The 24,361-nt window shown below is 72.1% G+C and carries 19 protein-coding genes and 2 pseudogenes; 14 read left to right on the forward strand and 7 right to left on the reverse strand.

Translation table 11 applies throughout. The features are described 5' to 3' along the window. Positions 1-66: 66 nt before the first annotated feature. The 4 genes and pseudogenes from ACGF8B_RS26445 to ACGF8B_RS26460 all read left to right on the forward strand — a co-directional run. A complete protein-coding gene (locus tag ACGF8B_RS26445) occupies positions 67-1,281 on the forward strand; it encodes a helix-turn-helix domain-containing protein (RefSeq protein WP_392743190.1) in 1,215 nt (404 codons plus the stop codon). Between the two features lie 216 nt (positions 1,282-1,497). Then, positions 1,498-1,761, forward strand: coding sequence for a hypothetical protein (locus ACGF8B_RS26450; protein ID WP_392743193.1), 264 nt, complete (start codon positions 1,498-1,500; stop codon positions 1,759-1,761). Between the two features lie 114 nt (positions 1,762-1,875). Then, positions 1,876-2,172 (forward strand): annotated as a pseudogene (locus ACGF8B_RS26455) (SCP2 sterol-binding domain-containing protein); the annotation flags it as partial. A 4-nt stretch (positions 2,173-2,176) separates the two neighbouring features. Beyond that, positions 2,177-2,697 (forward strand): annotated as a pseudogene (locus ACGF8B_RS26460) (acyl-CoA dehydrogenase family protein); the annotation flags it as partial. Positions 2,698-2,750: 53 nt separating this feature from the next. On the opposite strand, the gene ACGF8B_RS26465 reads toward ACGF8B_RS26460, so the two are convergent. Beyond that, entirely contained in the window at positions 2,751-4,004 is a 1,254-nt protein-coding gene (locus ACGF8B_RS26465) for a cytochrome P450 (RefSeq protein WP_392743196.1), read from the reverse strand. A gap of 81 nt (positions 4,005-4,085) precedes the next feature. Here ACGF8B_RS26465 and ACGF8B_RS26470 point away from each other — a divergent pair, with 81 nt between their 5' ends. Continuing rightward, positions 4,086-4,913, forward strand: a complete 828-nt coding sequence (locus ACGF8B_RS26470; protein ID WP_392743198.1) for a hypothetical protein — start codon at positions 4,086-4,088, stop codon at positions 4,911-4,913. 58 nt (positions 4,914-4,971) lie between these two features. Next, positions 4,972-7,047 (forward strand): MDR family MFS transporter, encoded by a 2,076-nt coding sequence (locus ACGF8B_RS26475; protein ID WP_392743201.1) that lies wholly within the window; start codon positions 4,972-4,974, stop codon positions 7,045-7,047. Positions 7,048-7,073: 26 nt separating this feature from the next. Here the strand turns inward: ACGF8B_RS26475 and ACGF8B_RS26480 are convergent, their stop codons facing one another. Together ACGF8B_RS26480 and ACGF8B_RS26485 are read right to left on the reverse strand one after the other, a co-directional pair. Next, positions 7,074-7,523, reverse strand: a complete 450-nt coding sequence (locus ACGF8B_RS26480) for a YchJ family protein (RefSeq protein ID WP_392743204.1) — start codon at positions 7,521-7,523, stop codon at positions 7,074-7,076. 30 nt (positions 7,524-7,553) lie between these two features. Beyond that, entirely contained in the window at positions 7,554-8,519 is a 966-nt protein-coding gene (locus tag ACGF8B_RS26485; protein WP_392743207.1) for a helix-turn-helix domain-containing protein, read from the reverse strand. A 52-nt stretch (positions 8,520-8,571) separates the two neighbouring features. On the opposite strand from ACGF8B_RS26485, the gene ACGF8B_RS26490 reads away from it, so the two are divergent. Further along, entirely contained in the window at positions 8,572-8,988 is a 417-nt protein-coding gene (locus tag ACGF8B_RS26490) for a cupin domain-containing protein (RefSeq protein WP_392743210.1), read from the forward strand. Between the two features lie 109 nt (positions 8,989-9,097). Here the strand turns inward: ACGF8B_RS26490 and ACGF8B_RS26495 are convergent, their stop codons facing one another. The 3 genes from ACGF8B_RS26495 to ACGF8B_RS26505 form a co-directional block, all read right to left on the reverse strand. Continuing rightward, the gene (locus ACGF8B_RS26495; protein ID WP_392743212.1) at positions 9,098-9,907 is read right to left on the reverse strand and encodes an SAM-dependent methyltransferase; all 810 of its coding nucleotides are present in this window, start codon (positions 9,905-9,907) and stop codon (positions 9,098-9,100) included. 127 nt (positions 9,908-10,034) lie between these two features. Beyond that, positions 10,035-10,271 (reverse strand): DUF397 domain-containing protein, encoded by a 237-nt coding sequence (locus ACGF8B_RS26500; protein ID WP_124720717.1) that lies wholly within the window; start codon positions 10,269-10,271, stop codon positions 10,035-10,037. Further along, entirely contained in the window at positions 10,271-11,131 is an 861-nt protein-coding gene (locus ACGF8B_RS26505; protein ID WP_342282716.1) for a helix-turn-helix transcriptional regulator, read from the reverse strand. The genes ACGF8B_RS26500 and ACGF8B_RS26505 overlap by 1 nt, the downstream gene beginning before the upstream one ends. Before the next feature lie 207 nt (positions 11,132-11,338). Between ACGF8B_RS26505 and ACGF8B_RS26510 the strand changes: the two genes are divergently transcribed. The 7 genes from ACGF8B_RS26510 to ACGF8B_RS26540 all read left to right on the forward strand — a co-directional run bounded on the left by ACGF8B_RS26510 (position 11,339) and on the right by ACGF8B_RS26540 (position 22,893). After that, on the forward strand, positions 11,339-11,797 hold the full coding sequence (locus ACGF8B_RS26510; protein WP_392743216.1) for an ATP-binding protein: 459 nt from the start codon (positions 11,339-11,341) through the stop codon (positions 11,795-11,797). Next, complete coding sequence (locus tag ACGF8B_RS26515; RefSeq protein ID WP_392743219.1) at positions 11,791-12,225, forward strand: hypothetical protein; 435 nt, start codon at positions 11,791-11,793, stop codon at positions 12,223-12,225. Before ACGF8B_RS26510 ends, ACGF8B_RS26515 begins: the two co-directional genes overlap by 7 nt. A 298-nt stretch (positions 12,226-12,523) precedes the next feature. Further along, positions 12,524-16,150 carry a WGR and DUF4132 domain-containing protein gene (locus ACGF8B_RS26520; protein WP_392743222.1) on the forward strand — a complete coding sequence of 1,209 codons (3,627 nt, stop codon included), beginning with the start codon at positions 12,524-12,526 and terminating at the stop codon, positions 16,148-16,150. Then, the gene (locus ACGF8B_RS26525; RefSeq protein ID WP_392743224.1) at positions 16,147-17,277 is read left to right on the forward strand and encodes an AAA family ATPase; all 1,131 of its coding nucleotides are present in this window, start codon (positions 16,147-16,149) and stop codon (positions 17,275-17,277) included. The genes ACGF8B_RS26520 and ACGF8B_RS26525 overlap by 4 nt, the downstream gene beginning before the upstream one ends. Then, positions 17,277-19,646: a DUF5682 family protein gene (locus ACGF8B_RS26530; RefSeq protein ID WP_392743227.1), complete on the forward strand. Its 2,370-nt coding sequence runs from the start codon at positions 17,277-17,279 to the stop codon at positions 19,644-19,646. Before ACGF8B_RS26525 ends, ACGF8B_RS26530 begins: the two co-directional genes overlap by 1 nt. After that, complete coding sequence (locus ACGF8B_RS26535) at positions 19,643-20,848, forward strand: VWA domain-containing protein (RefSeq protein ID WP_392743229.1); 1,206 nt, start codon at positions 19,643-19,645, stop codon at positions 20,846-20,848. The genes ACGF8B_RS26530 and ACGF8B_RS26535 overlap by 4 nt, the downstream gene beginning before the upstream one ends. Then, complete coding sequence (locus ACGF8B_RS26540) at positions 20,845-22,893, forward strand: hypothetical protein (RefSeq protein ID WP_392743232.1); 2,049 nt, start codon at positions 20,845-20,847, stop codon at positions 22,891-22,893. The genes ACGF8B_RS26535 and ACGF8B_RS26540 overlap by 4 nt, the downstream gene beginning before the upstream one ends. Before the next feature lie 3 nt (positions 22,894-22,896). Here the strand turns inward: ACGF8B_RS26540 and ACGF8B_RS26545 are convergent, their stop codons facing one another. After that, positions 22,897-24,243 (reverse strand): 6-phospho-beta-glucosidase, encoded by a 1,347-nt coding sequence (locus ACGF8B_RS26545; RefSeq protein WP_392743234.1) that lies wholly within the window; start codon positions 24,241-24,243, stop codon positions 22,897-22,899. Positions 24,244-24,361 lie beyond the last annotated feature (118 nt).

Consider the following 24,361-nt stretch of genomic DNA (forward strand, 5'->3'; position numbering starts at 1 on the left):
GGTTCGTGGGAGCGCTTTCCCACCGCCTGTCCCCCCACCGGGCGCCGGAGAGCAGGGGGGTCAGTCATGCCTGAACTCATTCAGCCGTTGGACACGGGGGACCCGCTGGGACCACTCCCCCAGGAATTCGCCGCCATCATGCGGCCCGAACTGCCGAGCCTGATCAAGGAGATCGGCGTCGAGGTCACCCGGGCCTACCCGGAATACGCCCGGCTGCTCGACGGCCCCAACGGACAGGCCATCAGGGTCGGCGTGGAGCAGAGCCTCTCCTCCTTCGTGGACCTGGTCGCCGAGCCGTCCGCCTCGACCTCGTTGCGCGACGACATGTGCCGCCGCTTCGGACGTTTCGAGGCGTACGAGGGCCGCACGATGGAAACGCTCCAGGGCGCCTACCGCCTCGGGGCCCGGGTCGCACTGCGCCGGGCCAAGAAGGTCGGCCGGAGTCACAACTTCTCGCCGGCCCTCATGCTCAGCTTCGCCGACGCGCTCTTCACCTACATCGACGAGCTCGAATCCCTCTCCAGGGAGGGCTTCCTGGAAGTGCAGTCGCAGACCGGCGAACAGACCGAGGCCATGCGCCGGCGCCTGCTGCATCTGATCCTCGCGGGACGCCCCTCCCCCCGGACCGCCATCGCCGAGTTGTGCGAACAGACCGGATGGGCGCTGCCCGACGAAGTCACCCTGGTCGCCGTCCGCGCCCCCGCCACCCTGGACCGGGCCGCGGCCGACCGCGATCTGCTGGCGGATCTCAGCGCACCGCAGCCGCACTTATTGATTCCCGGAGCTTTCGACGACGCCCGAAGACGGATGCTGGACGAGGCGCTCCTGGGCACCCACGCCGCGATCGGCCTGACCGTGCCCGTCGCCCTGGCCTCGGACTCGATCCGCTGGGCCCGGCGCGTGCTCGAACTCGTCGACGCGAAGATCATCGACGACGCACCCGTCGTCCTGTGCGAGAACCACCTCATCACCCTGTGGCTGCTCTCCGACCCGGTCCTGGTCGACCAGCTCGCCCGGCGCGAACTGGCCCCGATCTCCGGAATCAGCGCCACTCGCCGGGAACGGCTGGTCGACACCCTGCGGATCTGGCTGGACACCCGCGGCACCGCGGCCCACATGGGCGAGTTGCTCGACGTCCATCCGCAGACGGTCCGCTACCGGATGCGCAATCTGGAGTCCATCTTCGGCGAGCAACTCACCGATCCCGAGAGCCGTTTCTCCACCGAAGCCGTGCTGCGGGCGCTCCAACTGCGGGCCCGGGGCGACGAAACACCGCTCTGAGTCCGTTTCCGGCCGGATCACGGTCCTCACCACGAGTCAACTTACCTACGGGTAAGGCGAAATAGACGGTCACTCTCAAACGGTTGCCACACGGAGACGTTCTCAACGAGAAACCCGGAACCGCGTCCCGTACATATGGAGAAGTCGGCCGCCGCACCCGGCGGCCGGGCCGAGAACCGCCTCCTGGCCGACCATTCCGAGAGGGAACCCCCCCCCATGACCGCCTCACACCTCCTCGTCCCCGTACCGATTCCGGACCGGGTCGCCGCGCTGATCGGATCCTGCATCCCGCCGCACATCCTCCAGGCGGAATTCGACGCCGACTGCGCCGCGCGCGAGGTGCGCAGGTTCCGCGGCCCGGGACTCTGCGACGAGGACCGGGCCGACCGCGAGCAGGCGCTCTCCGACCTGGCCCGCGCCAACAAGGTCCTCGCCGCGCACCACCCCCGGCTCGCGGTGCGGCCCGGCAGCCCCTGGTGACGCGCCCGCACGGCCCGCCTTGTGGAGGGACGGCCCGACACCTACCTTACTCAGAAGTAAGTTTACTTTGGAGTAAGGAACTGGTGTGGCCGACAACAGCAGCGGCAACCTCACCGCCAGTTCCGCCCGGAGGCGGCGGGCGCGCTGACGGCACTGATCCGCTGGAAGATCACCGGCGACAGCGAGGTGGTCTACGAGACCTCGATCGACAGGGGCACCTGCACGGTCGGCGAGGGCAGGTCCGGGGCCGAGCCCCGCACGACGCTGGTGATGGCGGACGCCGAGTTCCTCAAGCTGGTCTCCGGCAACGGCAATCCGGTGACCATGTTCATGATGCGCAAGCTGAAGGTCGCCGGCGATGTCGGCCTGGCCGCGGGGCTGACCCGCTACTTCGACATTCCGAAGGCCTGATCCCATGAGCCACTTCTCCCTCGCCCTCACCGAGGAGCAGCAGGATCTGCGGGACTGGGTGCACGGCTTCGCCGCCCGGGTGGTCCGGCCCGCGGCCGCCGAGTGGGACGCCCGGGAAGAGACCCGTGGCCGGTCATCCAGGAAGCCGCCCGGATCGGGCTGTACGGTTTCGAATCCCTCGCGGACATGTACGGCGACCCCACCGGGCTCTCCCTCCAGATAGCCGACGAGGAGCTGTTCTGGGGCGACGCAGGGATCGGGATGGCGCTGTTCGGCACCTCGCTCGCCGTCGCCGGGATCTTCGCCCCCGGTACTCCGGACCAGCTCGCCGAGTGGGTACCGCAGTGCTACGGCGACGAGGACGACCCGAAGGTCGCCGCGTTCTGCGTCTCCGAGCCCCAGGCCGGCTCCGACGTCTCCGCCATGACCACCGGGGCCCGTTACGACGGGGCCTGTGACGAATGGGTGCTCACCGGCCAGAAGGCCTGGATCACCAACGGCGGGATCGCCGGGGTCCATGTGGTCCACATCCGCTGACCCCCGCGTCCAGCCGCCCTTCCGGTGCGGGTGCCCCGGTCTCAGCCGGCGACCGGGGTGAACCGGACCGGCAGCGACCGCGGGCCGCGGGTGAAGACGCCCTGCTCGCCGGGGGTGAATCCGTCGGCGAGCCGCAGATCGGGCATCGCGTCGAGCAGCAGGTTCACCCCCGTCTCCACCTCCGCCCTGGCCAGCAGCGCACCGACGCAGAAGTGCCGGCCCAGCGCGAACGCCAGATGGTCGGCGGCCGCCGAGAAGGCGGTGGCGCCGGTCAGGTCGGTGCGGAAGATGTCGAACCGGTCGGGCTCGTGGTAGCGCGCCCCGTCGCGGTTGGCGGAGCCGATCAGACAGGTGACGGTGGCCCCCGCCGGGACCGTTCCGCCGCTGAGTTCCACCTCCTTCGCGGTCTGACGCATGATCATGTGGACCGGCGGGCTGTGACGGAGGGTCTCGGCGAAGGCCCGGTCGATGAGGCCGCGGTCCTCCCGTACCGCGGCGAGCTGCTCGGGGTGGGTGAGCAGATTGGCGAAGACGGAGGCGATGGCCTTGTCGGTGGTCTCACCTCCCGCCGCGAGCAGCAGGCTGCAGAACGCCTTGATGTCCTCGTCGCTCATCCGCACCCCGTCGACCTCGGCGGCGCAGAGCGTGGAGAGCAGGTCGCCGCCCGGCTCGTCCCGGCGCCGCCGGATGACCGGGATCATGTACTCGGCGAACTCCCGGCGGGTCCGCTCACCGGCCGCGGCCACCTCCGGGTCGCCCGCCAGATTGCCGAGGAAGGCGATGACGGTGGTGTACCAGCCGTGGAACCGGTCGTGGTCCGCCCGGTCCAGGCCGAGCATGTCGGCGATGACGAGGACCGGCAAGCGGGTCGCGAAGTCGGCGACGAGATCTGCCTCTCCGGTGTGCCGGAAGGCGTCGATCAGCTCGCGTGCGTTGCGCTCGATGACCGGCAGGAACTTCACCTGGAGGTCCGTGCCCCGGAAGGCGGGGGCGACCAGGGCCCGGCGCACCGCGTGCTCGCGGCCGCTGAGCTGGAGGATCGTCCTGCCGTGGACGGGTTCGATCTGCCAGTCGTAGTTGTCGGTGGTGAACTCCCCCGCCCGGTCCTTGAACACCCGCTCCACGTCCTCGTACCGGGAGACGAGATAACTGTTCGTGGCCTCGTGACGGATCAGCGGCGCGCTCTCCCGCATGATCCGGTACGCCCCGTAGGGATCGGCCGCGAAGGCGGGCGAGAGAATGTCGGGCAGGGACGGCGATCCCGGTGCGACCGGCTCGTGCGGGGCAGGGGTCATGACGCTCCTTGAGTCGTGAACGGGCAACGCCGTCAAGGTTATTGATCAGCCGTCCACCGACACACCCTCTGGGGGAACGCCATGCCCGCCGGTTCGCGACCGTCCGTCCTGTTCGTCACCGACCTCGCCTACCGGGCGCGGGGCCGGCGCTACTGCGACGAGGACATCCGGCTGACCGCCCGGCTGCGGGAGGAGTTCGACGTCGCGCTCTGTCACCCCCGGGACGCCGCCGCGCTGCTGGACGGTTTCGACACGGTCGTCATACGCAACAGCGGTCCGGTGCTGCACTACCAGGAGGAGTACGACGCGTTCCGCGCACGGGCGCGGGAGCTGGGCACGAGGGTCTACAACCCCCTGCACGGGCGTGGGGACATGGCGGGCAAGCAGTATCTGGTCGATCTGAGCAGGGCCGGTCATCCGGTGATCCCCACCGTGGACCGGGCCGCCGATCTGGGGAGGCTGCCGGAGGCCCCCGAGTACGTGGTCAAGCCGAAGCTGGGGGCGGACTCGGCCGGGCTGCGGTTCGTGAGGGAGGCCGCGCTGCCGGACGGCGGGGACGGCACGCTGCTGGTCCAGCCCCGGATCGACTTCCGCTACGAGGTGTCCTTCTACTACGTCGACCACGACTTCCAGTACGCGCTGTACGCCCCGGACCCGGAGCGGCGGTGGGTGCTGGAGCCGTACGCGCCGGACGCGGCCGATCTTGCGTTCGCCCGCGGCTTCGTGGAGTGGAACAGCCTCGAACACGGCATCCAGCGGGTCGACGCCTGCCGGACCGCGCGGGGCGAGCTGCTGCTCGTCGAGCTGGAGGACCTGAATCCGTATCTGTCGCTGGACCGGGTGGCGGAGCCTGTACAGGAGGCCTTCGTGGCCCGGATGAAGGCCTCCGTGCGGGATCTGCTGGGCTGACGCCCCGTCCGGCCGTCCCCCACATGCGGTAGCGGCGGGGTGGTGTGAAGGTGCAAGCGTGACCACTGCCAGCGAGACCGCCGCCGTCGCGCAGAGTGCCGCCGCGCCGCCCGTACTCGATCCGCGCCGCCGGAACATCGTCTTCGCGACGATCGTGCTGGGGATCCTGCTGGCCGCCCTGGACCAGACGATCGTCGGCACCGCGCTGCCGACGATCGTCTCGGATCTGGGCGGCGCGGCCCATATGTCCTGGGTGGTGACCGCGTATCTGCTCGCCGAGACCGTGGCGACGGTCCTGGTGGGCAAGTTCGGTGATCTGTTCGGCCGGAAGATCATCTTCCAGCTGTCGGCGATCATCTTCATCACCGGCTCGTTCCTCTGCGGTCTCGCGACCAACATGACGTTGCTGATCGTCTGGCGCGGGCTGCAGGGCATCGGGGCCGGCGGGCTGATGGTCACCTCGATGGCGCTCATCGCCGATGTGATCCCGTTGCGCGAGCGTGGCAAGTACCAGGGCGCGATCGGCGCGGTCTTCGGGGTGTCGACGGTGATCGGGCCGCTGCTCGGCGGGCTCTTCACCGACCATCTGAGCTGGCGCTGGGCGTTCTACGTCAATGTGCCGATCGCGATCGTGGTGGTCATCGCCGCGGCCCGGACGATCCCCTCGGTGAAGGCCGCGGGCAGACCCGTCATCGACTATCTGGGCATCGCGATGGTCACGGTCGGCGCGAGCGCGCTCATCCTGGCGACGAGCTGGGGCGGCAACGAGTACGCGTGGGGCTCGCCCGTCATCCTCGGTCTCTTCGCGGGCGGTCTCCTCGCGCTGGCGCTGTTCTGCGTCGTGGAGTTCCGGGCGCAGGAACCGATGCTGCCGATGCGGCTCTTCCGGAACCCGGTGTTCACGGTCTGCTCGGTCCTGAGCTTCATCGTGGGCTTCGCGATGCTCGGCGCGATGATCTTCCTGCCGACCTATCTGCAGTACGTGGACGGGGACTCGGCGACCCTGTCCGGCGTGCGGACGCTGCCGATGGTCCTCGGGCTGCTGGTCGCCTCGATCTTCAGCGGCAACGTGGTCTCCAAGACGGGCCAGTACCGGATCTTTCCCATCGTGGGCTCGCTGATCATGGCGGTGGGTCTGTATCTGCTCTCCCGGATGGGCCCCGGCACCGGGGTGTGGCTGGAGTCGCTGTACATGCTGGTGCTCGGAACCGGCATCGGTCTGGCCATGCAGGTCCTGACGATCGCCGTGCAGAACACGGTGGACTACGCGGACCTGGGCACGGCGACATCGGGCGTGACGTTCTTCCGTACGCTCGGCAGCTCTTTCGGCACGGCGGTCTTCGGTACGATCTACGCCAACGCGCTGAAGCCCAATCTGACCGACGGCGTCGCGGCGGCGGCGCGGGCGGGCGGTGACCCCGCGGTGCTGGCGAAGGCGGCGCAGAGCCCGGCGGGCCTGCACGCTCTGCCCGCCGCGCAGTCCGCGCCGCTGGCCCAGGCGTACGCGGACACGTTGCACACCGTCTTCCTGTGGACGGTGCCGGTCGCGGTGCTGGGGTTCTTCGTCGCGCTCTTCCTGAAGCAGGTGAAGCTGCGGGACACGGCCCGGGTCGGCTCGACGGACATGGGCGAGGGCTTCGCGCAGCCGGGCAACGCCGACTCGGCCAAGCTTCTCGAATTCGCCGTGGCCAAGATCCTGCACGGGGCGGGTCCGGACACGGCCCGGCGGATCATCGCGGACTCGGACACCCGGCTGGACATGGCGGGTGCCTGGGCGGTGATGCAGGTCGAGCTGTTCACCCGCATGGTCGGCCACGCGGGTCTGCGGCTGATCGCGACCCGGCACCGGCTGCCGCCCGAGGTGCTGGTGCCGGTCTTCGACCGGATGATCGAGGAGGGCTACCTCACCGGCGACGGTCATGTGTTCACGCACACCGCCGCCGGGAGCCGGGAGGCGGCGGCGATCACCGATGCCTGGGCACGGTGGCTGGGAGAGCGGCTGGACGAGCACGGGACGCGGGCGGACGACCGGCAGCTGCGGGCCGCGGTGGACGTGATCGCCAAACGGCTGCTGGCGGAGGATCTGGCACAGGAACTGTCGCCGCGGAAGGCCCTGGCGGGAACGGCGGGCTGAGCGGGACCCGCCGCCGTCCGGTCACGTCAGTCGGCGAAGACCGCGGTCGCGTACACCCAGGCACCGTCGTACCGGACGAAGCGGCTCTTCTCGTGGAGGGAGTCCGGCCGCCCGTCGTCCGTGTAGTGCGCGCGGAAGGTGACCGTGCCCGTGGTGTGGAACGCACTGCCGTCGGTCGTCTCCAGCACCTCCAGCCGCACCCATCGCAGCCCGGGGTCGAAATCGACGGAGGGCGGCCGGGTGTCCGGGTGCCAGGTGCGCAGCAGATACGCCTCGTCGCGGACGACGAAGGCGGCGTACCGGGAACGCATCAGCGACTCGCAGGTCGGCGCGGCGGCGCTCCCGGCGTGCAGCCGGCCGCAGCAGTGCGCGTAGGTCGCGGGCAGGCCGCACGGGCAGGGCGATTCCGCGGTGACCGCGGGGGTGCGCGCCGCGGCGGGGGCGGGCCGTCCCGGTCGTTTCGTGCGTCGTGACATGCGTCCATTGTGACCTGCGGCGAGGCCGGCTCAGGGGACCGGGGTGAACCGGCGGCGGTACTCGCCGGGGGTCAGTCCGGTACTGCGGCGGAAGTGGGTCCGCAGATTGGCCGTCGTACCGAGTCCGCTGGCCCGGGCGACCACGTCGAGGCGCTCCTCGCCGCGCTCCAGCAGCCGCCGGGCGAGTGTGATCCGGCGTTCGGTCAGCCAGCCGAGCGGGGTCGTGCCGAGCTGGGCGCGAAAGCGGCGGTGCAGGGTGGCCGGGCTGACGGCGGCGTGGGCGGCGAGTCCGGTCACCGTGAGGTCCGAGCCGAGGCGTTCCCCGGCCCAGGCGAGGAGCGGGCCCAGTGAGGTGTCGGGGACATCGGGCAGCGGGTGCTCGGCGAACTGGCGCTGGCCGCCGTCGCGGTGGACACCGAAGACCAGCCGACGGCTCACGGCCGCCGCGATCTCGGCGCCGTGGTCCGCGCGGATGATGTGGAGTCCGGTGTCCAGGGCGGCGGCGCTCCCGGCCGCGGTGATGATCCGGCCCTCGTCGACGAAGAGCACGTCGGGGTCGAGCCGGACCAGTGGGTGGCGGGCGGCGAATTCCTCGGCCCAGCGCCAGTGGGTGGTGGCCCGCCGGCCGTCCAGCACCCCGGCGGCGGCGAGCGTGAAGGCCCCGGTGCAGAAGCTGACCAGCCTGGCGCCCCGGGCGTCCGCCCGCCTGATCGCGTCGAGGACGGCCGGGTCGGGTGCGGCGACGGGGTCCGGGCGGTTGGGGACGATGACGGTGTCGGCACGGTCGACGGCGTCGAGTCCCGCGACGCCGGAGAGCTGGAAGAAGCCGTGGTGCATGCGCACGGTCGGGGTCTCGGCGCAGAGCTCGAACGTGTACCAGGGCACGGGCAGCTCGGGACGGCGCAGCCCGAAGAGTTCGGTGGCGACACCCATCTCGAAGGGGTTGGAACCGGCCGACACGATCATGGTGACCCGGTGCGAGGATTCTTGCGTCATGTGCGATTCCTAGCACTCGACGGGTGCGGACACCACGCCGAGGATGGGGATCATGAGCGATGAAACGACGAAGAACAGCCCCGGACCGGTCCTGCTGAGCGATGCGCTCGGCACGTTCGAGACGCTGTGGAGTCCGCGGATCGTGACCCGCGTCAACGATTACGACGTACGGCTCGCCAAGGTCCGCGGCGAGCATGTGTGGCACGTCCACGAGGACACCGACGAGTTCTTCCAGGTGCTCGACGGCGCCCTGGACATCCACCTGCGCGAGACGGACGGGGAGCGGACCGTCACCCTCGACCGGGGCGCGGTGTTCGTCGTCCCGCGCGGTACCTGGCACAAGCCGCACTCCGCCGCGGGGGCCTCGCTGCTGCTGTTCGAGCCGTCGGGTACGTCGACGGTGGGCGACCGGCACGACGAGGTTCCCGGCCATGTGGACGCGACGACCGGGCATGAGCTGGGGAGCTGAGCGGGCGGGCGCCTGCCTGGTCCGGCACCGTGCCGGATCCGGTGGTGGCCCAGGGCCTCCTGGTCCGCAGCGGCCCGGAACCGGACGGACCAGGGGGGTGCGGCGTCGGTCAGGGCTTGCGGGCGACGCCCGCGTAGCCGGGGATCGGCTCGCCGCCCGGGACCTCGACGACCTCACCGAGCTCGGGGTGCCAGTCCGCGGAGAGCGAGACACCGGGCTCGACCGGTTCGAGCCCGTGGAAGAACGTGGTGAACTCGGCGTGGGAGCGCAGCCGCAGCGTCATCCCCCGGGCCCGGTACATGGCGGACGCCTCCGCCGCGCGCTCGGGGTCGAAGTCGCCGGTGGTGTGCGAGAGCACCAGATAGCTGCCGGGGGCGAGCCGTTCGACGAGCCGGTCGACGAGTTCGGCCGCGCCGTCCTCGTCGTCCAGGAAGTGCAGCAGGGCGAGCAGCGACAGGGCGACCGGCCGGTCGAAGTCCAGCACCCGGCCGGCCTCTTCGAGGATGGCTTCCGGCTTGCGGGCGTCTGCCTGGATGTACTCGGTGGCGCCCTGCGGAGTGGAGCGCAGCAGGGCAGCCGCGTGGGCGAGGACGATCGGGTCGTTGTCGCAGTAGACGATGCGGGCGTCCGGGGCGGTCGCCTGGGCGATCTGGTGGAGGTTCGGCTCGGTCGGTATGCCGGTGCCGATGTCCAGGAACTGGCGGATGCCGTTCTCGGCGAGCCATCGGGTGGCCCGGTGCATGAAGGCCCGGTTCACCCGGGCCATGTCCCGCCCCCGGGCATCGAGGGCGAGCAGCTGCCGGGCCATCTCTTCGTCGACCGGGTAGTTGTCCTTGCCGCCGAGGAACCAGTCGTACATCCGGGCGGGATGCGGCTTGGTGGTGTCGATCTCGATGGCTCGGGGGTCGTGCCCGGTCATAGCGCGCTCCAAGGGTCCAGAGGTCGGCGAACAAGCAAGAGTCTGGGGCCGGGACGGCCCCGGCGCCGCGGATTCGGGCAAGAAAACCGGTCCGGGTGCGGGGCCGGCCCGCCCGGGGGCCGTGGAATCAGGTGAGCAGGAAGTCCGCCTGACCGGACTTGGCGCCCTGGATGAAGGCGGCGATCTCGCGTGGGGAGTAGATCAGGGCCGGGCCGTCGGGATCGGCGGACTGGCGTACGGCGATCCTGCCGTCGGACAGCTTCATCGCTTCGACGCAATTGCCTCCGTTCCCACCGCTCCACGGCTTGTGCCAGCCCTCGGAGCCGAGTTCGGCGGCCGGCATGCCGTTGTATATGGGATCCATCACAGCTCCTTGCGGAAGTCCCGGAGGATTTCCTTCGTGCGTTGTGCAGTTGCGGCCTGAGCCGCCATGCGGTCCATGACTTCGAGGTAGGAGGCCACCTCGGGGCGCGCGTCGAAGTAGACGGCACCGGTCAGGTACTCGCTGTAGACCATGTCGGGGAGTTCGGGGACACCGAAGCGGAAGAGGACGAACGGGCCGTAGGTGCCCGGGTGGTGTCCCGTCGAGAACTCGGCGATCTGCAGGGTCACATGCGGCAGCTCGGTCGCTTCGAGCAGCCGGTCGATCTGTTCCCGCATGGCCTCGACGCTGCCGACGGGACGGCGCAGCACCGTCTCGTCCATCACCACCCACAGCTTCGGGGCGTCCGGCCGTGTCAGCAGGGACTGGCGCTGCATCCGCAGTGCGACATGGCGCTCTATGTCCTCGGGTCTGGTCTGGCCCACGGCTCCGGTACGCATCACCGAACGCGCGTAGTCCTCGGTCTGGAGCAGTCCGGGGACGAAATGCGGCTCGTACATGCGCAGGAGGCTCGCGGCGCCCTCCAGGCTGACGTACATGCTGAACCAGTCGGGCAGCACGTCGTGGAACCGCTGCCACCAGCCGGGCTTGTTGGCCTCCTCGGCGAGCTCCACGAAGGCGTCGGCCTCGTCGTCGCCGACCCCGTAGGCCTTCAGCAGCATCTGTACATAAGGGATCTTGAGAGCGACCTCGGCGGTCTCCATCCTGCGTATCGTCGCAGGTGCGACCCGCAGCACCTTGGCAGCCTGGTCACGGCTCAGGCCGACGCGCTCCCGCAGATCCTGCAGGCGCTTGCCGAGAACGACCTGACCCACGGTCGGGGCGGACCGCGGTTCGCTCACTTCAGACCTCCCCATGCGCTGTTTTTGAGCAGTGTGCCATGTGCGGGCCGACCAGAACACAGCCACTCTGAAAATTTCAGAGTGCCCCTTGCCAAGTGTTCACGACAGGGGGAGAGTTGGTGAGTGAACCAGTTCACGATGTCGCGACCGCCCTCATTCCCATGGGTGTGCGGAGCGTGACGCAGCCCCCACTGTGAGGAATCGGTTGTGGCACCTGGCAGTGCGCTCATCCCCCGGCTCATGGATCTCAGTCCCGGGACGGAGGCGCTCCGGTACTGCTTCGCCCTGCCCGCGCACCCCGAATCGGTGGCGGGTGCGCGGCGGCTGACCAGGGCCCGGCTCGACCAGTGGCAGCTCGACGCGGACGCCCATGACTCGGCGATCCTGATCGTTTCGGAACTGGTCACCAACGCGGTCGTGCACACCATGAGCGCTCGCGTGCTGTGCGAGCTGCGCTGTCTCGACGGACGGCTGCGGATAGCCGTGCAGGACCAGGGACACCAGCCGGGCGGGCCGCAGCTGCGCCGTACCTCCGACGACGAGCACGGACGCGGCCTGCTGCTCGTCGACACGATGTGCAGTTCCTGGGGTTCCCGCGACGCGGGCAACGGCTCGGGACGCATCGTCTGGGCGGAACTGCCGCACGGCTCGGAGCGCTCATGCTGAAGAACGCGATGTCCCATCTCCTCGGCAACCGGCGCCCCCGCGAGCTGCGGCCCGCGGTCGGCACGGTCCGGCTGCCCCTGCCGCCCGCGCTCTCGGCGAGCCTGGGGTGCGACGCGGTGGGGGTGCCCGCCCGGTACGGCTTCCGGCTGATGTCCCACCTGCCGCGCACCGGCTGCGTCTTCGCGGACGCCGAGCGCTGGTGGTGGATCGTGCCCGCGGGCTCCGACCTCGATCTGGACTGGCCCTCGCAGGCCTGCTACGCGAAGGGGGCTTTCGTCCCCGCGGTCCGGCCCCGGCTGATCCACCAGCCCGACAACCGCACGCCCTACACGCCGCCCATCCCGCTGTTCCTGATGGTGTGCCAGGTCACCGGGGTGGCGCCGTCCTGGGCCCCGTCCGGCGGGGAGCGAGCCGTTTCCGCTCCGTGACGACGGGGGGGGCGGGGCCACCGGATTCCGGTGAGGCGCGGACCGATGTGTACGAGGCGGCGGGGCGGTGCGGTGCGCCGGGACGGCCGCGCGCCGAAACGGCGCCCCCCGGACCGTCACCGTCCGGAGCCGTGCCGTGCGATGCGATGCGAACAAGCGCCTCGGTCGGCGCGTGACCTGCGGTTCTGCCCGCAGGTCACCCCGGTCACGCTGCGTTGTCAGTGCTCCGTTCTAGTGTGGCACCACTGATCGAAAAGCCCGCTGCGGAGCGGGCTGCGGGCGGGAAGGGGGCGGAACTGTGCGCCGCTGGGAATATGTCGAGGGCACCGCGTCGAAGTTCTGGGAGACCGAGGCCGAGGGCGCCGTGGTGACGGTGCGCTACGGGCGGTGCGGGAGCGAGGGCCGTACGCAGGCCAAGGAGTACCCGTCGGCCGAGGCCGCCGCCGCCCAGGTCGTCAGGACGATCGCGGAGAAGGAGAAGAAGGGGTACCGCGAGGTCGGGGCGTCCGCTTCGACGCCCGCCGCCCCGGACACCACGACCGTCACCGGTACGGCTCCGGCGGAGGCCGCCACCGCCTCCGACACCGTCGCGGACGGCAGCGCCACCGTTCTCCCCGACGAGGACACCTTCACCCTGCCCGACAACTGGAAGCGGGTGCTGCACCCCCGGCGCGGCGGAGTGCGCCGCGGGCCGGCCAAGGCGAAGCGCGAGACGTTCGAGGCGATCGGGACCAAGCTCACGGAGGACGCCGCCTGGATCGCGGAGTTCGCGGACTCGCCGCGTTCGGACACCGCGGCGGCCGAAGCCCTGCGCGCGCACCTCGACGGAGCCCCCTGTCCGGCCGGCGCGGCCGCGCTGACCGCGATCATCGACACCTCCGGATGGGCGGACTTCTGGTCCGAGCGCTACGGCCTCCCGTTCGCCGCACGGGCCGCGACCGAAGTGTTCTCGGTCGACGCCGACTGGCAGCAGAACGGCCTCACACGGGGAGCGCCCCGGCTGAGGGCGCTCCCGGGCCCCCGCCACCAGTACTGGGCCTGGCACCACCGAGCACCGATCGACCGGGTCCGTGCGCTGCTCGCGGCAGCCGACGAAGCCACCTACCGGGCGGCGGTCGAGGCACTGGCCGAGTGCCGCACCGACACCCTGCGAAGGATCATCGTCTGCTATCTGGTCCCGAGCGAGACCGGCTGGGTCGACGAGCTCTGCGCGGATCCGGCGGTGCACGCCGAGCAGGACCGCACGCTGCGTGCCATGGTGTTCAGCTCGCTGTACTCGGCCGACCAGATGGCGCTGTTGCCCTACCGCCCGGACTACACCCTCGGTGTCGCCACCATCGCCACGGTCGCGGAGGGCGTCGGCCCCGCCATCGCTCCGGCGCTGGCCGACACGCTCGACGGCACCCACTACTACTCGGACACCGTGAAGCTCGCCGCCGGCGCCCTGGTGGAGCTGCCGACGGACGACGCCTTCCTCGGCCTGCTGGCGCATGCGGACTCCAAGCACGTCCGCCCCTCGCTCCTCGAAGCCATGCGCCGCTATCCGGTACGGGCGGTTCGGCTGCTCGCCGCCGGGGCGGCCAGCGGTCCGGCAGCGGCGTCCCGGTCCCTGCAACTGCTCCGGAGTCATGTCGGTGCCCACCGCGACGTGGTGTCACTGGCGCTCGGCGATCTCGGCCCCGAGGTCGTGGAGATCATCGAGCCGCTGCTGAACCCGGTGGATCTGGTCGCCGACGCACCGGTGGACGCCCTGCCTGCCGTGCTGACGGCTCCACCGTGGTCCCGGCCCCGCACCACGGTCAGGGCCAAGCCCGTGACCGGGCTGACCGCGGTCTCCGAGCCCGTGCTGGAGTGGCTGCCCGAGGAGCGGGAGGCCTGGGCGGCCACCTCCTCCTGGTACACGCAGAACCGCGACAACGGCGACATGCACGAGTACATCGACGTGCTGCGCCAGGAGTCGCCCCCCGGTGATCTGCGCTCGGCGTGGGTGTTCGTGCACGGCGACGAGGACGTGGTCGCCCCGCTGCTCGCCACCTGGGATCCGGACGATCTGTGGGACGGCGAGGACACCCTCAAGCCGATCGCCGCGCGTTTCGGCCTGGCCGCGCTGCCGATGCTGCTGCGCGCCGTTCCCAGGCAGCCGAGCGCGCTCGCCCCGCTGTTCCTCCCGTACGTCGACGCGGACGTCGCCCGGCACATGGCCGACTGGGCGGTCCGGCTGAAGTCCACCGCGTCGACCGCCCGTGCCTGGTTCGCCCGGCACGGCGTGGCGGCCGCGCCGCTCCTGGTCCCGGCCGCCGTGGGCAAGGCGGGCGCCGCGCGGCTCGCCGCCGAGCAGGCGCTGACGTCGATCGCCACGACGCACGGCGACGAGGTGGTGCGCGAGGCCGCCCGGACGTACGGTCCGCAGGCCGCGGCAGCGGTGGACGAACTGCTGGCCGCCGATCCGCTGGAGCGTGCGCTGCCCGCCAGGATGCCGGTGCTGCCGGGTTGGGCGGAGCCCTCCGTGCTGCCGCAGATCGCGGTCCGGTCCGGCGGTGCGCTGCCGGTGGCGGCGGTGCGCAACGCCCTGATAACGCTGGCGCTGTCGAAGCCCGGTGAGGTGTATCCGGGGGTCGCCGCGCTGACCGGGACGGCCGAGCCCGCTTCGCTCGCGGAGTTCGCCTGGGCCCTGTTCGAGCAGTGGCGGATGGAGAACATGCCCGCGAAGGAGTCGTGGGCGCTGCACGCGCTGGGGCTGCTCGGTGACGACGAGACGGTCCGCCGGCTCACTCCCGTGATCCGGTCCTGGCCCGGTGAGTCGGCGCACCACCGGGCCGTCGAGGGCCTCGATGTGCTGGCCGCCATCGGCAGCGATGTGGCGCTGCTGCATCTGCACGGCATCTCGCAGCGGGTGAAGTTCAAGGGTCTCAAGGTACGGGCCGGGGAGAAGATCGCCGAGGTGGCAGCAGGACTGGGGCTGACCGGCGAGCAGCTCTCCGACCGCCTCGTGCCCGACCTCGGGCTGGACACCGACGGTTCGACGGCCATCGACTACGGTCCCCGTTCGTTCACGGTCGGATTCGACGAGCAGTTGCGACCGTATGTGCTGGACGGGGACGGCAAGCGCCGCAAGGACCTGCCGAAGCCGGGCGCCCGCGACGACGCGGAGCTCGCCCCTGCGGAGCGCAAGCGGTTCATGGCACTGAAGAAGGACGTCCGGACGATCGCCTCCGATCAGGTGCGGCGTCTGGAGGCCGCGATGGTGACCGGACGTTCCTGGACCGCGCAGGAGTTCCAGGAGCTGTTCGTCGGCCATCCGCTGCTGTGGCACCTGGTGCGCCGGCTGGTGTGGCTGAGCGACCTGGAGGACGGGACGCGCAGCGCGTTCCGCGTCGCGGAGGACCGTACGTTCGCCGACGCGGAGGACGACGTCTTCGTCCTGGCCGATGACGCGACGGTGCGGCTCGCGCACCCGCTGCACCTCGGTGACGAACTGGCCGTCTGGTCGGAGCTGTTCGCCGACTACGAGATCCTGCAGCCGTTCCCGCAGCTCGGGCGGGGGGTGCTCGCGCTCTCCGAGAAGGAGACCGACGAGTACCGGCTCACCCGGTTCGAGGGGCTCAAGGTTCCGATCGGGAAGGTTCTCGGGCTGCAGCGGCGCGGCTGGGAGCGCGGGGTGCCGCAGGACGCCGGGGTGGAGCGCTGGATCTCCAAGCGGCTGGGCGACGACTGCTTTCTCGTGATCGCGCTGGACCCGGGCATCGCGGTCGGCGTGGTCGACATGTTCCCCGACCAGACCCTGGAAACGGTCTGGCTCGACAACCGGCCGGACGATCACTGGAGGCGTGGCGAGTATCGGCACCGCTTCGCCGGCCTGGACGCGGTGGCCGTGTCCGAGTTCCTGAACGACCTGGCCGAACTCACCGAGGACGTGGCGTCGTGACCGCGCGGGAGGAGACCCGTGCCGGGGCGCCGGGCGGCGGGGCGGAGCCGGTGCAGCGGCCCCCGGCCGAGGTCCGGTACGCCGAGGAGCTTGCGGCACTGCGCGCCGGCGACCGTGATCCGCGTCCGCCGGGCTGGGAGCTGAGCCTGCGTGCGGCGCGCCGGTTCATCATCGGTGACGCGGACACCGGCATCGGCCGGAAGTTCGTCGGCAACCCCTCGCTGGTGGACCGGGCCCTGGTGACGCTGGCGACGAACCGCGGGCTGATGCTGGTCGGCGAGCCGGGCACCGCCAAGTCGCTGCTCTCCGAGCTGATCGCGGCCGCGGTCAGCGGCGACTCGACACTGACGGTGCAGGGCGGCGCGGCCACCACCGAGGACCAGATCAAGTACGGCTGGAACTACGCGTTGCTGGTCGCCGAGGGGCCGTCCATGCGTTCGCTCGTACCGGCCCCGATGCTGCGCGGCATGGCGGAGGGCAGGCTCGTCCGGTTCGAGGAGATCACCCGCTGTCCGCTGGAGGTGCAGGACTCGCTGCTGTCGCTGCTCTCCGAGCGGGTGGTGGCCGTCCCCGAGCTGACCGGGCCGGACGGCATGGTCTTCGCCCGGCAGGGCTTCAATGTGATCGCCACCGCCAACACCCGGGACCGGGGCGTCAACGAGATGAGCGCCGCGCTCAAGCGGCGGTTCAACTTCGAGACGGTCTTCCCGATCCCCGACCTGGACACCGAACTGGCCCTGGTCGAGGCCGAGGTGACCACCCTGCTGCGGCGCTCCGGGGTGGAGCCGCCGCCGGACCGGGATGTGCTGGAGGTCCTGGTCGGGACGTTCCGGGAGCTGCGCGCCGGAGCCGGTGAGAAGGGCGGTGCCGGTTCGGACCGCCCGTCGGCGGTGATGAGTACGGCGGAGGCCGTGTCGGTCGCCCACGCCGTGGGGGTGCGCGGCTGGTTCCTGCGCGGTGAGCCGGGCAGCGCCGCCGACGTGGTGGCCTGTCTGGCGGGTACCGCGGCGAAGGACAGCCCGGAGGACCTGGCCCGGCTGCGCCGCTATCTGGAGCAGCAGGTGCCGCGGCGCCGCGGACCGCAGTGGAAGGCCCTGCACGACGCACGCCATCTGCTGGCCGACTGATGTCCGCGGTGTTCCTGGGGGTACGTCACCACTCCCCCGCCTGCGCACGGCTCGTCGAGCGGACCGTCACGGAGCTCCGGCCCGCCCAGGTGCTGATCGAGGGTCCGGCCGAGATGAACGGGCGGCTGGACGAGCTGCTGCTCGGGCACGAGCTGCCGGTCGCGGTGTTCAGCCACTACCGCGACGGAGAGCGGGCCTCGACGTCCTGGGCCCCGCTGTGCGACTACTCGCCGGAGTGGGTGGCGCTGCGGGCGGGGCGGGCGGCCGGGGCGCGGGTGCGCTTCATCGATCTGCCGGCCTGGCATCCGGCGTTCGCCGAGCGCACCAACCGCTACGCCGACGCGGAGGCGCGATACGCGGAGGCGACGGAGCGGCTGTGCCGGCGGTTCGCGGTGGACTCCTCCGACGCCCTGTGGGACCGCCTGTTCGAGGTGGAGCCGGACAGTGGTCTCGCCGAACGGCTCGACGCGTACTTCGCACTGGTGCGCGGTGACGCGGAGGCCGACGCCGGCGACCGGGCGCGGGAGTCGTACATGGCCGCGTGGGTGCGGGCTGCCGTGGCGGCGGCCGGTGACCGGCCGGTGCTGGTGGTCACCGGCGGTTTCCACCAGCCGGCGCTCCGCGCGCTCACCGCGTCCGGTGCGCGGGGCGGCGCGGACGGCGACGGCTGGGAGCGGGGCGCGGACGGGTGGCCGGTGGTGCCGGCCCCGCCGGACGGTGCCATGGCCGGTAGTTTCCTCGTGCCGTACTCCTTCCGGAAGCTGGACGCGTTCGCCGGGTACCAGTCGGGGATGCCGTCCCCCGGCTACTACCAGCAGGTGTGGGAGGCGGGCCCCGAGGCCGCGGCGGACGGCCTGCTGCGCGTGGTCGTCGAACGGCTGCGGGCCCGGAAATACCCGGTGTCCACCTCCGATCTGATCGCCGCCCGCAGCCTGGCCGAGGGGCTGACGGCGCTGCGCGGCCATCCGAGCCCCGCCAGGATCGATGTGCTGGACGGCCTGGCGGGCGCTCTGATCACGGACGATCTGGACCGGCCGCTGCCGTGGACCGGCCGGGGCTCGCTGACGGCCGGGGCCCATCCCGCGGTCGTCGAGATGGTCGCGGCCTGCGGCGGCGACCGCACGGGGCGGCTCCATCCGCGGACTCCGGCGCCGCCCCTGGTGCATGACGTGGCGGCGCAGCTCGCCGGGCTGGCGCTGGACGGCGGCCCGGAGGCGACGTACCGCCTCGATCTCACGGACGCCACCGACCTGGAACGCAGCCGGGTGCTCCACCGGTTGCGGGTGCTGGGTGTCCCCGGCCAGGTGCGGACCGCCGGTCCCACGCACGGCGTCGACCCGGTGTTCACCGAGCGCTGGGAGGCGCAGTCCGTCCTGGGGCGCGAGGCCGCGCTGGTGGAGGCGGGGGCGTACGGGGCCACCCTGGCCGAGGCGGCCGCCGTCGCCCTCACCGAGCGGACCCGGAGCGGTCCGGCGGAGGCCGACGGTGCGGCGGGGGCGCTGTTCGACGCGGTGCTGTGCGGAATGGGCGGCTTCTCGGAGCAACTGCTCGAAGAACTCTCTTCCTCTGTGGGCGAGTTGCAGGTCACCGGCCCGCTCGGGGAGATACTCGCCACGGCTCTCGGGCTGTGGCGGCACGACCGGGTGTTCGGCATGGCGCGCGGTCCGCTGCTCGCCGCCGTGATCGGCGGGGCGACGGAGCAACTGCTGTGGCTCCTGGAGGGTGTGCGCGGCTCGTCGGGGGTGGACTTCCCCCGGCTGCGGGCGGTGGTCGCGGTGCGCGACGCGGTGCTGCACGCGCCGGAGTTGCTCCCCGTCACCCGTGAGGTGGTGGCCGGAGTCGCGCGGCGGATCGCCGAGGACCCTCAGGCCCCGGTCGATGTGCGCGGGGCCGCGTTCGGGCTGGCCCGGTCCCTGGGCCGGGCCCCCGGGGCCCCCGGCGCGTCCAGCGATCCGGCCCGAGTGGTGCGGGCGGTGGCGAGGTCCGGTGCCGATGCGCTCGGCGACTGGCTGGCCGGGCTGTTCGCGCTCGCCCGCGACGAGGTGACGGGCGCGGTGGGCAACGACGACGGCCGCGGAGCGGACGGCGCGTCCGAGTCGCTGATCGATGTGCTGGACGGCCTGGTCAGCGCGTTGTCCGACGAGGAGTTCCTGTCGGGGCTGCCCGCGCTGCGGCAGGCCTTCACCTTCTTCCCGCCGCGCGAGCGGGACCGGATCGCCGCGCGTCTGCTGGAACGGCGCGGAGTGCGCGGCTCCTCGCGTTCCCTGCTTCGGACCACCGCGGACCCCCTGCTGATCGCCCGGGCACGCGCCCTGGAGGAGTCCGTGTCCCGGCTGCTGACCCGCTACGAACTGGATGCCACCCCATGACCACGCCCGAACAGGCGCCCGACCGGGTACCCGGACCCGGCCCCGGACCCGAGGAGGGTTCCGGCATGGCTCCCGACGCGGGGCTGGAGCGCTGGCGGCTGGTCCTCGGCGCCGCCGCCGAACGGCACACCGGTCAGCCGGGTCCGGCCGACGCCGGCCGGGACGCCGCGCTCGACTGGCTCTACGGCCGCGACCCCGACCTCACCCGGCGCGGGATGCGCCGCTCCGGCTCGACCCCCCGGACGGGCGGCGACGGGCCGTCCGCGGTGACCGCGGTCGACTGGCTCGACGACATCCACCGGCTCTTCCCGAAGGAGACCGTCGAGCGGCTGGAACGGGACGCCGTCGAGAAGTACGGCATCCAGGAGATCGTCACCGACCCCGCGGTGCTGGAGCGGGTCGAGCCCAGCCAGACGCTGCTGCGTGCCGTGCTGCGTACCAGGCATCTGATGAACCCGCAGGTGCTGCGGCTGGCCCGGCGCATCGTCGAGTCGGTGGTGAGACAGCTCATGGCCAGACTCCAGCCGGAGATCCGCCGGGCGTTCCACGGCACCCGCTCCCGCCGGCCCAGCCGGGTGCCGTTGGCGAGGGACTTCGACTTCCGGCAGACCGTGAAGGCCAACCTCGCCCACTACCAGCCGGACGAACGACGCCTGCTCATCGAGCGCGCCCACTTCCACTCCCGCACCCGACGCCATGTGACGCAGTGGCAACTGATCCTGCTGGTCGACCAGTCGGGCTCGATGGCCGGATCGGTCATCCACTCCGCGGTGACCGCCGCGTGTCTGTGGGGCCTGCCCGGCCTCAAGACACACCTGGTCGCCTTCGACACCCAGGTGGTGGACCTGACCTCGGACGTGACCGATCCGGTGGAGTTGCTGATGCGGGTCCAGCTGGGCGGCGGCACCGACATCGCACGAGCCGTGGAGTACGGCGCGGGCCTGGTGGAGAACCCGCGCCGTACCGTGGTCGCGCTGATCACCGACTTCTACGAGGGCGGTGACCCGTACCGGCTGGTGCGGGCGGTGCGGGGGCTGGTGGAGCAGGGCTCGACCGTGCTGGGACTGGCCGCGCTCGACGAGGACGCCGACCCGGACTACGACCGGGTGACGGCCGGGAAGCTCGCGGCGGCGGGGGCGCACATCGGGGCGATGACGCCCGGCCGGCTCGCCGAGTTCGTCGCCGAGAGGCTGGGCCGATGACCGAGCCCATGACCGCCGCGGGGACCGGCGCCGCCGTGCGCCCCGATCTGCTCGCCCTCACCCCGCAGACGCTCGCGGCGCTCGCCAACCGGGGCCTGGTCAAGCGCGCCACGAAGGAGCTGGACGCGGGGACGGTGCCCGTGCTCACGACCGATCCGGACACCACGGTGCGGGCCAGGTTCGGCGACGGCACCACCTCGGCGCTGCCGCCCGGCACCGGCCTGGACGAGGGCGACTGCAGCTGCGCCGCACCGGGCGTGTGCCGCCATCTCATCGCCCTGGTGCTGGCCCATCAGCGCGGCGCCGGGGCCGATCCGGCCGGCTCCCCCGCCGCGTTCACCGACTGGTCCCCGGGCAGCACCGACGACGCCGCGCTCACCGGCGCGGTCGGCACCCGCCCGGTCGCCTCGGCGCGGCGCACCCTCGACCGGGGCTACGCCGCTCTCGTACACCGTCCGACCCCCGATCGTCCCGAGCCCCGGGTCGAGCTCCCCACCTGCACGGTGCGTTTCCCGGTGCCCGGCGGGATCGCCCACGCGTTGACGGACGCGGCCGCCGCGCTGCGAGGTGAGGTGGTGGCCCTGGCGGTCTGGGCGTTCCGGGCCGCCGACGCCACGGACACCGACGAGCGTTCCGTACCCGTCCAGGTCGGCGGCCGGGCCGCCGCACCGTCCGCGGCGCTGCCCGCGCTCGACGCGGCCCTCGGGCCGGCCGGCGAACTGCTGGCGGAGGGCGTGGCCCATGTCGGCCCGGTACACGGCGGAGCCCTCGCCCGCGCCGGCGCCGCGCTGACCGCCCGGTCGATGCACTGGCCCGCGGGCGCGATCACCGAGCTGGCGGACCAGCTCACCGCGTACGCCGACCGCACCGCCCAGTACCGCCCGGAGTCGGTCGCCGCCCTGCTCACCGAGGTACACGCCCGGCGGCGGGCCGCCGCGCATCCCGGCGTGCTCGGCACCCGCGAGGCCGGGGACACCCCGCTGCGCCGGGTCCGGCTGGTCTCCCTCGGCTGCCGCGTCCACGGCACCGGGCAGTCCCTGACCTCCGAGGTGTACTTCGCCCACCCCGGCGCGGGCACCGTCCTCGTGCTGCGCAAGGCCTGGACGGCCGCCGAGGGCAAGGAGCTGTCCGCCCACCGGCTGGCCACCCGTCGTGTCCTGGGCACCACACTGGCCTCACTGGCCACCGGAAGCCTGGTCAGCGAGAGCGTCCGGCGCACCCCGAGCCGTGCGCTGACGGTGTCCCGGGGCAGGCTCGGCACGACGACCGTCACCCCCGTGGGCGCGGCCTGGACCGAACTGCCCAAGCCCCTGCTGGTACGGGACGTGACCGCACTGGCCGCAGGCTGGAACAACAGGCCGCCGCGGCTGATCCGGCCCCGGGTCGAGGCGGAGGCGGTCCATGTCGTCGAACTGTCCGAGGTGGAGAGCGTCGGTTACGACCCCGCCGAGCAGCGCCTGGAAGCCGTGGTGCGGGATGCGGCGGGGGGCCGGGCGCTGGTGGCGTCGGAGTACCGGCCGGAGTGCCCCGGTGCGCTGGACGCCCTGGCCGACGCCCTGGAGGGCGGCGCCACGCACATCAGCGGTTCGCTGCACCGGTCCGGTGGTGGGGTGCGGATCGATCCGCTCGGGTTGCTCACCCCGGCGGGGCCGGTCGTGCCGGATCTCGCCGCCGGTGACGGCTCCGCGGCCCTGGCCGCGGTGGTGCGGCGGCCGTCCGATCCGCTGACCGCGGCGCTGGAGGAGGCGATATCCGCGATGTCGGCGGTGCCGCACAGCGGGCTGCGCCATCTCGGCATCCCCGCCCTCGCCCGGATCGACGAGGCGGCGACCGCGTTGTCCCGCACCGGCCTGACCCGTGCCGCGACGCTGCTGCGTGCCTTCACCGAGGCGCCGGCGGACGGGGCCCTGCCGGCCGGGGAAGCCCTCGCGGCCCGTTCCCGGGCGTGGCTGGACGCCCAGCTCCACCTCCTGGTCAGCAGCGAACTCCGCTTCTGCGAAACGGAGTCCGGGACACCCGGGAAACCATGGACCGTGTCCGGGTAGTACCTACGGGCGGTTCAGATAGGCGAGTTGGGGATGGACCTTGAGGTAGCCGTCGACAAGGCGTCCGGCCACGGTCACCGAGTCGACCAGCGGGTGCAGCGCGAAGGCCTTCACCGCGGTGGCGCGGGATCCGCTCGCCGCCGCGTCCAGCACCGCGCGCTCGACCGCCTTGACCGCGGTGACCAGCCCGACGGCGTGGTACGGGAGCGGATCGACGGCGACGGGGTGGGCACCGTTGGCGTCGACCAGGCACGGCACCTCGATGACGGCGTCCGCGTCGAGCACCGGGAGCGTGGTGCGGTTGCGGACGTTGAGGATGAGCGAGGTCCGTTCGTTGCGGGCGACGGCCCGCATCAGGGCGAGCGCCACCTGCTCGTAGCCGCCGGACTCCAGATCGCTCTCCTCCCGCTCCCCCACCCCGGCGACCTCCCTGTTCTCCGACATGTAGGTGGCCTCGCGCTCGGCGCGGGTGCGGTCCCAGGCGGACAGGGCGGGGGTGGCGGGGTCCTTCATCCGGGCGTAGAAGCCCTCCTGCTGCTCCCGCAGGAAGGCGCCGCGGGTCTGTTCGGCGTCCTGGTAGGCACGGACCGCTTCCCGGTTGAAGTAGTAGTAGTGCAGGTATTCGTTGGGGACGGCGCCCAGCGACCGCAGCCAGTCGGTGCCGAAGAGTCTGCCCTCCTCGAAGGAGCCGAGGAGTTCCGGGTCGGCGAGCAGCCTCGGGAGTTCGTCGCGCCCGTCGACGTACAGTCCTCGCACCCAGCCCAGGTGGTTGAGCCCGACGTAGTCGATCCGGGCCCGGTCGGGGTCGGCACCGAGCACCCGGGCGATGCGGCGGCCGAGGCCCACCGGGGAGTCGCAGATGCCGATGACCCGGTCGCCCAGGTAGTGGGACATGGCCTCGGTGACCAGGCCTGCCGGGTTGGTGAAGTTGATGACCCAGGCCTCGGGGGCGAGCCGCGCGATGCGCTGTGCGAGGCCGACGGCCACGGGGACGGTGCGCAGTCCGTACGCGATGCCGCCCGCGCCGACCGTTTCCTGGCCGAGTACGCCTTCGTCGAGGGCGACCCGTTCGTCGGCCGCCCGGCCTTCGAGGCCGCCGACGCGGATCGCCGAGAAGACGAAGTCGGCGCCGCGCAGTGCTTCGTCGAGGTCGGTGGTGGCGGTGACGGCGGGGGCGTCCGGGACACCGGCGGCCTGTTCGCCGAGCACCCGGGCCACGGCGGTGAGCCGGTCGGCGTCGGTGTCGTAGAGGGTGACCGCGTCGACGCGGCCTTCGGCGTGATCGGCGAGCAGCGCCCCGTACACGAGTGGTACCCGGAATCCGCCGCCGCCCAGAATTGTCAGCTTCACGCTTGTGCATGGTACGGGGGCGGGACCGGTCCGGGGCCCCGGCAGCGTGCGGCCCGGTTGCCGTGGACGCGAAAGTCCTCGGTCACCGGGCCGGACGCCGTTGCCGCTCCCGCTCCCG

It is taken from the genome of Streptomyces sp. NPDC047917 (assembly GCF_043204345.1).
Lineage (GTDB): Bacteria > Actinomycetota > Actinomycetes > Streptomycetales > Streptomycetaceae > Streptomyces > Streptomyces sanglieri.

What these genes read in the sequence shown, in the direction of transcription:
- ACGF8B_RS26445 (WP_392743190.1), top strand. Translation starts at nt 67, where the DNA reads ATGCCTGAACTCATTCAGCCGTTGGACACGGGGGACCCGCTGGGACCA.
- ACGF8B_RS26450 (WP_392743193.1), top strand. Translation starts at nt 1,498, where the DNA reads ATGACCGCCTCACACCTCCTCGTCCCCGTACCGATTCCGGACCGGGTC.
- ACGF8B_RS26465 (WP_392743196.1), bottom strand. Translation starts at nt 4,004, where the DNA reads ATGACCCCTGCCCCGCACGAGCCGGTCGCACCGGGATCGCCGTCCCTG.
- ACGF8B_RS26470 (WP_392743198.1), top strand. Translation starts at nt 4,086, where the DNA reads ATGCCCGCCGGTTCGCGACCGTCCGTCCTGTTCGTCACCGACCTCGCC.
- ACGF8B_RS26480 (WP_392743204.1), bottom strand. Translation starts at nt 7,523, where the DNA reads ATGTCACGACGCACGAAACGACCGGGACGGCCCGCCCCCGCCGCGGCG.
- ACGF8B_RS26485 (WP_392743207.1), bottom strand. Translation starts at nt 8,519, where the DNA reads ATGACGCAAGAATCCTCGCACCGGGTCACCATGATCGTGTCGGCCGGT.
- ACGF8B_RS26490 (WP_392743210.1), top strand. Translation starts at nt 8,572, where the DNA reads ATGAGCGATGAAACGACGAAGAACAGCCCCGGACCGGTCCTGCTGAGC.
- ACGF8B_RS26495 (WP_392743212.1), bottom strand. Translation starts at nt 9,907, where the DNA reads ATGACCGGGCACGACCCCCGAGCCATCGAGATCGACACCACCAAGCCG.
- ACGF8B_RS26500 (WP_124720717.1), bottom strand. Translation starts at nt 10,271, where the DNA reads ATGGATCCCATATACAACGGCATGCCGGCCGCCGAACTCGGCTCCGAG.
- ACGF8B_RS26515 (WP_392743219.1), top strand. Translation starts at nt 11,791, where the DNA reads ATGCTGAAGAACGCGATGTCCCATCTCCTCGGCAACCGGCGCCCCCGC.
- ACGF8B_RS26530 (WP_392743227.1), top strand. Translation starts at nt 17,277, where the DNA reads ATGTCCGCGGTGTTCCTGGGGGTACGTCACCACTCCCCCGCCTGCGCA.
- ACGF8B_RS26535 (WP_392743229.1), top strand. Translation starts at nt 19,643, where the DNA reads ATGACCACGCCCGAACAGGCGCCCGACCGGGTACCCGGACCCGGCCCC.
- ACGF8B_RS26540 (WP_392743232.1), top strand. Translation starts at nt 20,845, where the DNA reads ATGACCGAGCCCATGACCGCCGCGGGGACCGGCGCCGCCGTGCGCCCC.